Here is an 11,869-nt window from a genome sequence, read left to right on the forward strand (position 1 = left end):
GCAGCGGGCCCGTCCCGCCCCAGGGGTGTAGCGGAACCGTGGCCCACGTGATGCCCGCACGGGTCATTGCCGTCGCGGGCATCCGGCCGCCCCGGGGCGGCCGGGGTCCTTGCCGCCCCGGGTGCACCGCGCACCGGCGGTCCCGGCCGCCTCAACCGCCGTAGAGGCTGCGGCAGATCCGGGCCTGCTCCGAGCCCGGCGCCCACTCGCCGACGCGCTCCGCCGCCGCGCAGAGCTGCACGGAGGAGAGCGGCGCGGCGCCGTCCGACGCCTTCGGCGAGGCCGCCGCGCCGGCCGGGCGGCGGGACGCCGAGGGCTTCGGGCGGGTCGTACGGCGCGGGCTCGGTGCCGCCGAGGCCGACGGCGCACCGGTGGCGCTCGGTGCGGCGGGCGTCGCGGAGGGCGGCGACGACCGAGGCGAGGGCGGCGGGGTCGGGCTCGGGTTCGCGGCGTCGGGGGTGCCGGTGGAGGACGGGGCCGAGGCGGACGGTGTGGGCAGGCGGCCGGCGGTGAGCACGGCCCGGTCGGGGTCCTCGCCGCCCCCCGAGCACATCGCGAGCGAGCCGCCGAGCAGCAGGGCGCCGCCCAGCGTGGCCGCCGTGACCCCGACCGCGCGCCGGCGGCGGCGCGGCGGCGGGGCGACCGGTGGCGCCCACGGTGCGGGCGGCGGGGGAGCGGGCTGCTGCTCCCAGCCGTACTGCCACGGCGGCTGCCACTGTTCGTTCACGTCCGTCCTTCCGTGCCGTACCGTCCCGCCGACCGGTCGGCCCGGCGGGACGTCCTGCTCAACGAGCCGCGGGCGGATCCGGCACGTCCGCACACCGCGGAGCCCCGGTGTCACGGCGGCGCGCCGAGGGGCCCGGGCGTTGCCACCGCACGGAGGACGCGGGCGTGCATCCGCGCGGCGGGCGCCCGATGCTGGCGGCATGCAGAGCAACAGCACCGAGGAACCACTCGTCAAGGTCGCGGAGTTCCGCACCGACAGCCGCTACCGCCTGGTCCATTTCCAGGGCTCGGGGTGGAAGCCCCTCGCCCCCGAGGAGTTCGAACCCGAGGTCAAGCACCACTTCCCGGACCTCGACCCGCACGACCCGGTCAAGGTGGTGTGGGACGACCGCCCGTGGGAGTGGCCCGCCTGGCACCCCGGCGAGGCCTGACCGTCCGTCCGGCCCCCCGGCGTCCGACCCCGCGTCCACCACGTCCACCGCAGCTCATCCATCGCACCGCCCCCACCGCCCCCGTCGGCCTCGCCGGCGGGGGCGGTTCGTCGTGCGGCCCCGCTGCTCCGCGGACGGGGTGCGACAACCGGTGTTGCCCGGCAGACGTCTGACGGGGGTTCGGGTGTTCGGAAAAGTTAACGTCCCGGGTCTACCCGCGTAGCCCCCGGGCGCGGCATGCTGACACACCGTCCGGCCGGGATCCCCGAGCACCGGATGCTTCCCCCTGCCCCCGCGCCCCCTGGGAGTCACGCATGTCCGCGATACGCCGCACCGCCGCCGCCCTCAGCGCCGCCCTGCTCGCCGCGACCGGCCTGCTCGCCGGTGCGGGCACCGCCAACGCCGCCCTGCCGACCCCCGTCTCCACCGCGACCGCCAAGACCTACCTGGCCTCGCTCACCGTCGCCGCCGAGTCGCACACCACCACCTACGACCGCGCGCTCTTCCCGCACTGGATCACCATCTCCGGCGCCTGCAACACCCGCGAGACGGTCCTCAAGCGCGACGGCAGCAACGTGGTCACCGACTCCGCCTGCGCCGCGACCAGTGGCAGCTGGTACTCGGTGTACGACAGCGTCTCCACCACCACCGCCTCCAGCTTCGACATCGACCACCTGGTGCCGCTCGCCGAGGCCTGGCGCTCCGGCGCCTGGAACTGGACCACCGCCCAGCGCCAGAACTTCGCCAACGACCTCACCCGCCCGCAGCTGATCGCCGTCTCCGCCAGCTCCAACCGCTCCAAGGGCGACCAGGACCCGGCGCACTGGCTGCCCCAGTCCTCCTACCGCTGCACCTACACCCGCGCCTGGGTGCAGGTGAAGTACTACTACGGCCTGAGCGTCGACAGCGCCGAGAAGTCCGCGCTGACCAGCCTGCTCAACGCCTGCTGAATCGTTCCTGCGCTGTGACCGGCCTGCCCCGCCGCATGCGGGGCAGGCCGGACCGGACTCACGCCGGCAGCTGCGCCTCGATGGCCGCGACCAGCTCCGCCGCCTCCGGCTCGGTACGCGGACGGAACCGGCCCACCACCGTGCCGTCCGGCGACACCAGGAACTTCTCGAAGTTCCACTGCACGTCGCCCGCCTCGCCGGCCTCGTCCGCTACCTCGGTCAGCCGGGCGTACAGCGGGTGCCGGTCGTCGCCGTTCACGTCCAGCTTCTCGAACAGCGGGAACGACACCCCGTACGTGGTCGAGCAGAAGGTCTGGATCTCCTCCGCGCTGCCCGGCTCCTGCCCCAGGAACTGGTTGCACGGGAAGCCCAGCACCGTGAAGCCGCGCTCGCCGTACTGCTGCTGCAGCCGCTCCAGGCCCGCGTACTGCGGGGTCAGCCCGCACTTCGACGCGACGTTCACCAGGAGCAGCGCCTTCCCCTTGTGGTCGGCCAGCGAAGCGGGCTCGCCCGCCAGGGTGCGCAGCGGGATGTCGTACAGGCTCATGAGGGTTCTCCTAATCGGAACGGGACCGGTCCGCCAGCCAAGAACTCACCCGCCGCCCGGAATGTTCCCGACCCGCCGGGAATCCTCCCGACCCGCCGGAGTGGGCCGGACGGGGGACGATGCTCGACCCCGCCGGGACGGTGTGCTGGCATGGCGGGCATGACCAGCCATGGCGATGAGGCGGCCGGGCCGCGATTCGACGGACTGTCCGCCCTGTTCATCAACTGCACGCTCAAACGCTCCCCGGAACGCAGCCACACCCAGGGCCTGATCGACATCAGCACCGGGATCATGCAGCGCCAGGGCGTCACCGTCGACCAGCTGCGCGCCGTCGACCTGGACCTCGCCACCGGCGTCTGGCCCGACATGACCGAGCACGGCTGGGAGACCGATGAGTGGCCGGTGGTCTACTCGCAGGTGATGGCCGCCGACATCCTCGTCCTCGCCGGCCCGGTCTGGCTCGGGGACAACTCCTCCGTCATGAAGAAGGTGATCGAGCGGCTGTACGCCTGCTCGTCGATCCTCAACGAACACGGCCAGTACGCGTACTACGGCCGGGTCGGCGGCTGCCTGATCACCGGCAACGAGGACGGTGCCAAGCACTGCGCGATGAACGTCATCTACAGCCTGCAACACCTCGGCTACGTCATCCCCCCGCAGGCCGACGCCGGCTGGGTCGGCCCCGCCGGCCCCGGCCCGTCCTACCTCGACGAGGGCTCCGGCGGACCGGAGAACGACTTCACCAACCGCAACGCGACCTTCATGACCTGGAACCTGCTCCACCTCGCCCGCATGCTCAAGGACGCCGGCGGAATCCCCGCCCACGGCAACCAGCGCTCCGCCTGGGACGCCGGCTGCCGCTTCGACTTCGAGAACCCCGAGCACCGCTGAGCGGCGGACCGGCGGACCGGCTGAGTGCGGCTGAGTCGGACGGGGCGGGCTCAGTCGTGCGGGACGACCGCGACCGGGCAGTGGGCCCGGTGGAGGACGGCGCGGGCGACCGGGCCCAGGCCGGGCGTGCCCATCGGGTGGCCGCCGGTGCGGCGGCCCACCACCAGGAGGGAGGCGGTGCGGGAGGCCTCGGCCAGGCTCCGGGCCGGACTCCAGGCGATCACCTCGGCCTCGGCGCGGACCTCGGGGAACTTCTCCCGCCACCGGGCGAGGGTGTCCTGGAGGCGTAGCTGCTCGGTGGCCGCCAGCGAGTCCCTGATCTCCCGCTGCTCGATCGGCGCCTCGGTGGTGTACGGTCCGGCGGGCTCGGTCCGGCTCTGCACCGCGCGCAGGGCCATGCCCCGCTCGGCCGCCTGCTCGAAGGCGAGCGCAGGACCGCGTCGCACGGCCGGCTGCCTCCACGCCCACCACCACGTCTCCGCCAGCCGGTCCGGCGTGCCGCCGGGGGCGGTCAGCCCAGTGGTGCCGACCAGACCAGCCGGGTGCCGCCGTCCGGCGCGGCCGCCAGCTCCAGCGTGCCCCCGACGCTCTCGGCGCGTTCCGCGAGATTGCGCAGACCGCTGCGCCGGCCCTGCTCCGGGATGCCCACGCCGTCGTCCTGCACGGTCAGGACGACGCGGCTCCCGACGGCCTGCAGCGCCACCTCGACGCGGCGGGCCCGCGCGTGCCGGGCCGCGTTGCTGAGTGCCTCACCCAGGACCGCCACCACGTGATCGGCCACCTGCGCCGGCACGTCGGTGTCGAGCAGGCCCTCCATGCTCAGTCTGGGCGCGAAGCCCAGTGCCGGCTGCGCCTCCTCGACCACCCGGACCACCTGGGCGCGCAGGCCCTGGATCGTGTGCTCGTCCCGGGCGCGCAGGCCGAAGATCGTCGACCGAATGATCTTGATGGTCTCGTCCAGGTCGCCGACCGCCCGCAGCACCCGGTCGGACGCGCCGGGATGGTCGATGAAGCGGGCCGCGCTCTGCAACGTCATCCCGGTCGCGAACAGCCGCTGGATCGCCAGGTCGTGCAGGTCGCGGGCGATCCGGTCGCGGTCCTCCAGCATGGCCAGCTGCTCGGCGTCCTTGCGTCGCTCCGCGAGCTCCAGCGCCAGCGCGGCCTGGTCCGCGAAGCCCACCAGCGGGCCGATCTCCCGCTCGGTGAAGGCGGGCTCACCCGAACGCCTGGCCAGCAGCAGCACGCCCTCCACCTGCCCGGCGGTCCGGCCGAGCGGCACCGCCACCGCCGGCCCCAGTCCGTCGAAGCGCCGGGGGCCGGCCGACAGCCTCGGGTCACCGGCAAGGTCGGCAGTCGTCGCCGGTGCACCCGTGGCGCGGGCCTCACCCGACAGCGAGCCGGCCAGCGGCACCACCAGGCCCAGCCGCGCGGCCTCGTCCGCACCCAGCGCGAGCTCCACCCGCACCGCATCGGTGTCCGGCACCGGCACCGACACGTCCGCCAGCTCCGCCCCGGTGATCTCCCGGGCCCGCTGGGCGATCAGCTCCAGCACCTGCGACCGCGACCGGCCGGACAGCAGCCCCCGGGTGATCTCCGCACCGGCACTCAGCCAGCGCTGCTGGCGCTGCGCCTCCTCGTACAGCCGGGCGTTGTCGATCGCCACACCGGCGGCCACCGCCAGCGTCGAGATCACCGACTCGTCGTCGGCCTCGAAGTCCTCGCCGCCGCGCTTGTCGGTGAGGTACAGGTGGCCGAACACCTCGTCACGCACCCGCACGGGTACGCCGAGGAAGGTCCGCATCGGCGGATGGTTCGCCGGGAAGCCGTAGGACCCCGGGTGCGCGGACAGGTCGGACAGCCGCAGCGGCTCGGGATGCCGGATCAGCTCGCCCAGGATGCCCCGGCCCGTCGGGTGCGGACCGATCTTCGCGATCTCCTCCTCCGACAGCCCCACGGTGAGGAACTCCGACAGGGTCTCGCCGTCGGGGCCGATCACGCCGAGCGCCGCGTACTGGGCGTCCACCAGAACGGCGGCGGCTTCGACGATGCTCCGCAGCACGTGGGTCAGATCCAGCTCACGGCCCACCGACAGCACGGCCTCCAGCAGGCTGTGCACCCGGTCCCGGGTGCCCCGGGCAGCGTCGATCCTCGCCTGGAGTTCCGTCAGCAGCTCGTCCAGCCGCAGCTGCGGAATCCTCGGACGCATCTCGTTCCCGTCCAAGGGGAGCCTCCCGACCTCTGTATCCGCTCTTGTGTTCGACCGCCTGATTCTCGCAGACAGGCGTTCCGGGCAGAACAGGCCGCAGGCACGGCGGAGCCTGCCGCGATCGTGCCGCGGCCGGCCGGCCGCCCCGGGCGGGCGGCAGCGGGGCGTGGACGAGTTGTGGGTGCGTCAATCCGCGGTGAGGCGGAAGCCGGTGACCAGGTCGGGCCGGATGCGGACGACCGAGTCCATCGCGCCCTCGATCCAGGGGTGGACCTGCCGGGAGTACCGCCGGATCTCGGCCGGATCGGTGACCAGTTCGGCGAAGCCCGTGACCACGATGCTCCAGCCGAGGCGGTCGACCGGGTCGATGGCGTCGGCCTCGAAGGCGACCACCACGCCCCGGGTGTCCGGGTTCTGCGCGGCGATGGTCAGCGCGCTGCCCTCGTTGGTCCGGATCACCACTGCCCCGTCGACGACGACGTGGTTGACCGGCCTGATGGCCGGCAGCGCGCGCTGGGTGAAGACGATCCGGCCGAACGGGACGCTGCCGGCGAGGCGGAGGCACTCGGCCGGGTCGAGCGGCTCCATCCGCCGGGCCCGCCCCGGGGTGCCGGTGATCAGCTCGCTCACATCCTCGATCCTTCCGCGATACCGGGCGCGGGCATTCGCACCTGTGTTCCCCCACCCTGTTCCGGCCGTCCACGGACAGGAAGGGCCGAACGGCCCCAATGACGCGGATCGGGGGTCGTTCGGCCCTGGCCGGGGCACGGCCGGCCACCCGAGGGTGGCGGCCATGAACAACAACAGCGCACGTTCGGGGCGGGTCGTCGTCATCGGGGGCGGAATCGCCGGGCTCGCCGCCACGCACCGGCTGGCCGACGCAGGCCTGCGGGTGACGGTCCTGGAGGCGGACGGCCGGGTCGGCGGCAAGCTCCGGGCCGGCGAGATCGCCGGAGCGCCGACCGACCTGGGGGCGGAGGCCCTGTTCGCCCGGCAGCCGGAGGCCGTCGAACTGGCCCGCGCGGTCGGCCTCGCGGACCGGCTGCAGCCCGCCGCCACCACGGCCACCGCGCTGTGGAGCCGCGGGGCACTGCGGCGGATGCCCGCCGGGCACCTGATGGGCGTACCCGGCGACCTCGACGCGCTGGCCGCCTCCGGCGTGCTCTCCGCCTCCGGCCTCGCCCGGATCGCCCAGGACCGGGTCCTGTCGCCCACCGCGATCGGCGAGGACGTCGCGATCGGCGGCTACGTCGCGGAGCGCTTCGGCCGGGAGGTGGTCGACCGGCTGGTCGAGCCGATGCTCGGCCTGTACGCCGGCGGGGCCGACCGGATCTCGCTGGGTGCCGTCCTGCCGCGGCTCCTCGAAGCGGCCCGCAAGCACACGTCGCTGCTGGAAGCGGTGCAGGAACTCCAACGCCCGGCCGCCGCCCGGACGGACGGGCCCGCCGGACCGCTCTTCCTGGGCATCGACGGCGGCGTCGGACTGCTCGCCGACGCGGTCGCCTGCAAGATCCGGGCCGCCGGCGGGGAGTTCCTCCTCGACCGGCCCGCCCGCGCCCTCGCCCGCACCGGCGCCGGCTGGGAGGTCCGCACCGACGACCGGGTGCTGGCCGCCGACGCCGTGGTGCTCGCCACGCCGGCCCGCCCCGCGGCCACCCTGCTCGCACCGCACGCGCCCGGCGCGGCAGCCGAACTGGGCACCGTCGAGTACGCCTCGACAGCCCTGGTGACCATGGCGTTCCGGCGCGCGGACATCGGAACCCTGCCGGAAGGCTCCGGCTTCCTGGTGCCACCCGTCGACGGACGCACCGTCAAGGCCGCGACCTTCTCCGGCACCAAGTGGCGCTGGATCACCGACGCCGCGCCCGACCTGTACGTCCTGCGCACCTCGATCGGACGCCACGGCGACGAGCAGCAGATCCGATGGGACGACGCCGACCTGGTCGCGGCCTCGCTGCGCGACCTCGCGGACGCCATCGGCCTCACCGCGCAGCCGGTCGCGACCGAGGTCACCCGCTGGATCGACGGACTGCCGCAGTACACCCTCGGCCACCCGGCCCGGGTCGACCGCATCCGCCGATCGGTCGCCGACCTGCCCGGACTCGCGCTGTGCGGCGCCCACCTCGACGGCATCGGCGTCCCCTCCTGCGTCGCCGGCGGGCAGCGCGCCGCCGAGCAGACCCTGGCGGCACTCGCGGTACCGGCCCACTGAGCCGGACCCGACGGGCGTGAGCGCGCTGCCCGTCCGGCCACCGGGGACAGGGCCGAACGGCCCCGGACGACGGCCGCACGGCGAACCTACGGTGGCGTCACCTCGACCGCCACCCGCGCGTGCCCAAGGAGCGGATGCCCCACGAGTACGTGCCGTGGAGCCGGCGCCGGGACTTCGACGGGCCGCTCGACGGGGAGCCCCGGCCGGTCGGGCAGTCGCCGCTCACCCAGGGCAACCTGCCCAGCTACCACCACGAGACCCACCACATCGTCAGTCCGGCAGGCCCCCGACAGGGACAGGCCGGAACCGCTTACTCAAGGATCAGGACACCTGCCATGGGCCCCACCACCGACCGTCCGGACCGACCGGCCGACCGGCGCACCGAACGCGCGGTCCGTCGAGCCCGCATCGCCGAGCTGCGCGAGCAGGAGCAACGGCGCGAACGCCGACGGAGACTGACCACCTTCGCGGCGGCCGGCGCCGTCCTGGCCGGCCTCGCGGGCGGCGGCACGCTGGCCGTGCTCCACGCCAAGGACGACCGCACGGCGCGGGCCGACGCCCCCGCAGCGCCGATACCCGGCGTGCGGACCTACGACCACCTCTCCCGGACCCACGTCACCGGCAAGGTGGCCTACCCGCAGACCCCGCCGGTCGGCGGCGACCACAACCCGGTCTGGCTCGACTGCACCGGCAAGGTCTACGACCGGCCGGTCGCCGACGAGAACGCCGTCCACTCCCTGGAGCACGGCGCCGTCTGGGTCACCTACAACGGCCGGGCCACCCCGGAGGACATCCGGACCCTGTCGGCGAAGGTCGAGGTCACGCCGTACTCCTTCATGAGCCCCTACCCCGACCAGCAGGGCACCGTCACCCTGACCGCCTGGGGCACCCAACTCGTCCTGGACAGCGCCTCCGACCCCCGGGTGGAGAGGTTCTTCACCACGTACGTCCAGGGCCCGCAGACCCAGGAGCCAGGTGCGTCGTGCAGCCCCGGATCCATGCCGCTGACCAACGGCTGACGACAGAACAGACCCGCAGAGGAGTCCCCGATGGAGGCCGGCGCGTCGCTGGTAGCGGGTGCGGAGGCGCTTGAACGGTGCGGCGTGCCGTCGCACATCGCCCAGGTCATCGCCGGGCACTTGGACATCAATGTCACCCTCGGCCACAAGGCGGTCCATCCCGATGAGGCCGTCCGAGCCCACCTGGCTTTCCCGGCCCGCCGGCGAGCCATCCACGAGCGCGCCTGCTGCTCTGAACTACGGGCTTCTTCTGGGTCCGCACCGCGTCAGCGAGGCTGTCGGCCGGCCGGCGGCTGCTCGACGCCTGGCCCGCCGGAGTGCGGCACCTGGACGTAGCCTTCGGGCGGCACGGACAGCGCCTCGATGCACGTCGTCGAGCAGGCGTTGACCAGCAAGGGCAGAACGTCAGCGCCTGACGTCCATAGGGAGATCCAGGCCTGGTGGAGGTTCACGCCCTCGATGTGCTGATCGCAGACGCTGCACGTACGGATCGAGGTGGCACCCCATACGCCGGGGTCGAGGTCTTCGAGGTCAATGCCTTGCGTGCCGGTCGCTGCGGCTGACAACGACGGAAACGGCGGCCGCCGCTTGTCATTTCCGTAGATGGCGCGAGTGCTCACCGTGCTGCGCCGCAGATCGGGGCACCGGGTGATCTCGTACGGGAACCAGTGCAGGCGGTAGGAGGTGTACGGGGTGAACTCCTCAAGGCTTCGCATAGCGCCGATCTCAGGCGGGATACGCACCAGGTTGCTGCCGTACAGCACGAGGTGCTTCACCGAGGTGAGTTTGGCGATCGTCGGCGGGAGCGTGACGACCTGGCGCCGCTGTTCCGCGGTGAGTTCGACCAGCGGCTTGAAGACCTCCCGTCCGTCGGCGGCCGCCTCTTCAACAAGCTCGAGAAGGCGGATCCAGCCCGGTGCAGTGGTGTCCTGGCGTTCCCGATGGAAGCGTGTCGGTCGCTGCGGCTCTGTGCTGATCTGCTCGATGCACCCGCAGAGATCACGAGGCGAGCCGTGACCGCCAGGACCAACGGCGTCAGCCCAGCGGTTCGAGAACACCTGCGGTTTCAACTCCTCACTCATCCGCTCACAGTAACGTCACAGCCGGCGAGCTGTGAGTGTGATTTCGGGGCTCACCGGCGAAATCACCCCGACCTGGCGCGGAACCTGACCGTCAGGAGTCAGGACCAGGGACGAAACGCCCAGTCAGGGGAATCGTTCGATGATCGCTGCTGCGATCTGATCCGGTGCGTCTTCCTGGATGAAGTGCTTCGCCTGGCGGAGTTCGACAATGTCGAGTTCGATGAACGAGGAGCGAATCCGTGGGATGCATGCTTTCGGTCGGAACACCATGTCCCGCATGCCCCATAGCGCCAGAGCGGGTTTGTTGCCGAGGCGGGCAGGTACCTCTTGGGCGAGTTTCTCCAGCAGCGGTCGTGCGGCGCGGATCTCCCCGGGCATGACCGCGAGTCCGCGTCGGGCTTCCTTCGTGGGTTGCACCATGCGGTAGTGGTCGGCCTCGGCTGCGGTCAGGGTGGGGCCGGTTCTGCCGAGTAAGAACTGTTCTACGAGAAGGTTCTGTTCGAGGATGCGCCGTTGCATGGGGCGACTGCTCATGATCACGCTGAACGCCCGGTTCGCCAGCGGCTCGATCGGCCAGAACGCGGTGTTGCCGAGCACGATGCCCTTGACGCGATCTGCGCGTGTGGTCGCTGCGTCGAGCCCGATGGGGCCACCCCAGTCCTGTCCCATCAGGACGAAGTCATCGAGCTGCAGATGGTCGATGAGCTCACCTACGACTGCCGTGTGATCCGAAATCGTATAGCCGAAGCCGGCCGGACGCTCGGACAGGCCGAAGCCCAGGTAGTCGACGGCGATGCAGCGATACCGATCGCGAAGGCCCTTCACGATGTGGCGGTAGAGGAAACTCCAGGTTGGGGAGCCGTGGCAGAACACGATCGGCGGACCCGTCCCCTCGTCGATGTAGTGAACCCGACCGGCGGACGAGTCGAACCACCGTGATGCGAAGGGGTACAGGCTCGGGTCGGGAACGAAGTCGATCATCATTGCGCTCTCCTCCTGGTCTGCGCCGCATCGTGTCGGCCTGACCCACATTGCCACTACAGGTGTAGAGCCTCCGCGAGTCGAGACTCTACACCTGTAGCATCAGGTCGTGGCTCTGAATGCGGTAAGTGGCAGTGAGCGGCGGGAGGCGATCGCCGACAGCGGGATTCGCATCATCGCCCGCGACGGTGTTCGCGCCCTGACGCATCGGGCTGTCGACCGCGAAGCGGGCCTACCGCAGGGATCGACCTCCTACCATGCGAAGACGCGGCTCGCGCTCGTGGAGCTCATCGTCGATGCGCTCGCTGCCCGTTCAAAAGCTGACGCCGAAGAACTCGCCGACTCTCTGAGCGCGACGTTCGAGCCCGACCATCGGCTCGGCATCGGCGAGCTTGCCGCGCTGATCGCAGGACTCGTCGAAACTCTCGCGTTCCGCCGCGACGACATGAGGGCCCGATACGCCCTCATCCTCGAACTCGATGACGCGCCGCATCTTCGTGCAAAGCTGACGGCGGAGTCCGAAGTCCACGCCATCACCCAACAGGTGACGGTGTCGGCCCTGACCAGAGCAGGACTGCCCCACTCGGACGCGCACGTCGAGGAACTGATCGCCCTCACGGACTCGCTGGTGTTCTACCGGACCGCCATCAACGAGACCACCTCGCTACAGACCATTCTGGCCGCGTACCTGCACGGCACAGCCTTGGCCTGACTTGATCTCCAACCTGAGCCGCGAGGTCGTGGGGTTGTTGCACACGGGGCATGAACTACTCAGGCATCGCCCGCTCGACGGCGCCAGCAGGGCAGGGGCACGAGGACCGGGC

General features: G+C 72.1%; 13 protein-coding genes. 6 read left to right on the plus strand and 7 right to left on the minus strand.

All coding sequences use genetic code 11. The annotated features are described in order from the left end of the window. Nucleotides 1-151 precede the first annotated feature (151 nt). The gene (locus ACGFX4_RS03625) at nt 152-727 is read right to left on the minus strand and encodes a hypothetical protein (RefSeq protein ID WP_393069906.1); all 576 of its coding nucleotides are present in this window, start codon (nt 725-727) and stop codon (nt 152-154) included. A 199-nt stretch (nt 728-926) separates the two neighbouring features. Between ACGFX4_RS03625 and ACGFX4_RS03630 the strand changes: the two genes are divergently transcribed. Both ACGFX4_RS03630 and ACGFX4_RS03635 read left to right on the plus strand, forming a co-directional pair. Beyond that, the gene (locus ACGFX4_RS03630) at nt 927-1,157 is read left to right on the plus strand and encodes a hypothetical protein (protein WP_345700869.1); all 231 of its coding nucleotides are present in this window, start codon (nt 927-929) and stop codon (nt 1,155-1,157) included. A gap of 314 nt (nt 1,158-1,471) precedes the next feature. After that, a complete protein-coding gene (locus ACGFX4_RS03635; RefSeq protein ID WP_393069907.1) occupies nt 1,472-2,107 on the plus strand; it encodes an HNH endonuclease family protein in 636 nt (211 codons plus the stop codon). 58 nt (nt 2,108-2,165) lie between these two features. Here the strand turns inward: ACGFX4_RS03635 and ACGFX4_RS03640 are convergent, their stop codons facing one another. After that, nucleotides 2,166-2,654 carry a glutathione peroxidase gene (locus ACGFX4_RS03640; RefSeq protein WP_393069909.1) on the minus strand — a complete coding sequence of 163 codons (489 nt, stop codon included), beginning with the start codon at nt 2,652-2,654 and terminating at the stop codon, nt 2,166-2,168. A 159-nt stretch (nt 2,655-2,813) separates the two neighbouring features. Between ACGFX4_RS03640 and ACGFX4_RS03645 the strand changes: the two genes are divergently transcribed. After that, complete coding sequence (locus ACGFX4_RS03645; RefSeq protein ID WP_393069911.1) at nt 2,814-3,545, plus strand: flavodoxin family protein; 732 nt, start codon at nt 2,814-2,816, stop codon at nt 3,543-3,545. A gap of 50 nt (nt 3,546-3,595) precedes the next feature. On the opposite strand, the gene ACGFX4_RS03650 is transcribed toward ACGFX4_RS03645, so the two are convergent. From ACGFX4_RS03650 to ACGFX4_RS03660, 3 genes are all read right to left on the minus strand, one after another. Then, nucleotides 3,596-3,991 carry a universal stress protein gene (locus tag ACGFX4_RS03650; RefSeq protein ID WP_393069912.1) on the minus strand — a complete coding sequence of 132 codons (396 nt, stop codon included), beginning with the start codon at nt 3,989-3,991 and terminating at the stop codon, nt 3,596-3,598. Nucleotides 3,992-4,056: 65 nt separating this feature from the next. Then, nucleotides 4,057-5,751: a GAF domain-containing protein gene (locus ACGFX4_RS03655; protein ID WP_393070272.1), complete on the minus strand. Its 1,695-nt coding sequence runs from the start codon at nt 5,749-5,751 to the stop codon at nt 4,057-4,059. A gap of 186 nt (nt 5,752-5,937) precedes the next feature. Continuing rightward, the gene (locus ACGFX4_RS03660) at nt 5,938-6,339 is read right to left on the minus strand and encodes a pyridoxamine 5'-phosphate oxidase family protein (protein ID WP_393070273.1); all 402 of its coding nucleotides are present in this window, start codon (nt 6,337-6,339) and stop codon (nt 5,938-5,940) included. A 205-nt stretch (nt 6,340-6,544) separates the two neighbouring features. On the opposite strand from ACGFX4_RS03660, the gene hemG reads away from it, so the two are divergent. Together hemG and ACGFX4_RS03670 are read left to right on the plus strand one after the other, a co-directional pair. After that, nucleotides 6,545-7,963 (plus strand): protoporphyrinogen oxidase, encoded by a 1,419-nt coding sequence (gene hemG, locus ACGFX4_RS03665; protein WP_393069914.1) that lies wholly within the window; start codon nt 6,545-6,547, stop codon nt 7,961-7,963. 134 nt (nt 7,964-8,097) lie between these two features. Next, nucleotides 8,098-8,982 (plus strand): DUF3105 domain-containing protein, encoded by an 885-nt coding sequence (locus tag ACGFX4_RS03670; RefSeq protein ID WP_393069916.1) that lies wholly within the window; start codon nt 8,098-8,100, stop codon nt 8,980-8,982. Between the two features lie 266 nt (nt 8,983-9,248). On the opposite strand, the gene ACGFX4_RS03675 is transcribed toward ACGFX4_RS03670, so the two are convergent. Beyond that, the gene (locus tag ACGFX4_RS03675) at nt 9,249-10,064 is read right to left on the minus strand and encodes a leucine-rich repeat domain-containing protein (protein WP_393069917.1); all 816 of its coding nucleotides are present in this window, start codon (nt 10,062-10,064) and stop codon (nt 9,249-9,251) included. A gap of 123 nt (nt 10,065-10,187) precedes the next feature. Beyond that, nucleotides 10,188-11,048 carry a haloalkane dehalogenase gene (locus tag ACGFX4_RS03680; protein ID WP_393069918.1) on the minus strand — a complete coding sequence of 287 codons (861 nt, stop codon included), beginning with the start codon at nt 11,046-11,048 and terminating at the stop codon, nt 10,188-10,190. Nucleotides 11,049-11,154: 106 nt separating this feature from the next. Between ACGFX4_RS03680 and ACGFX4_RS03685 the strand changes: the two genes are divergently transcribed. Further along, nucleotides 11,155-11,757, plus strand: a complete 603-nt coding sequence (locus ACGFX4_RS03685) for a TetR/AcrR family transcriptional regulator (RefSeq protein WP_393069919.1) — start codon at nt 11,155-11,157, stop codon at nt 11,755-11,757. The last annotated feature ends 112 nt before the right edge of the window (nt 11,758-11,869 follow it).

This window comes from Kitasatospora sp. NPDC048365 (assembly GCF_043200835.1).
Taxonomy (GTDB): Bacteria; Actinomycetota; Actinomycetes; order Streptomycetales; family Streptomycetaceae; genus Kitasatospora; species Kitasatospora terrestris.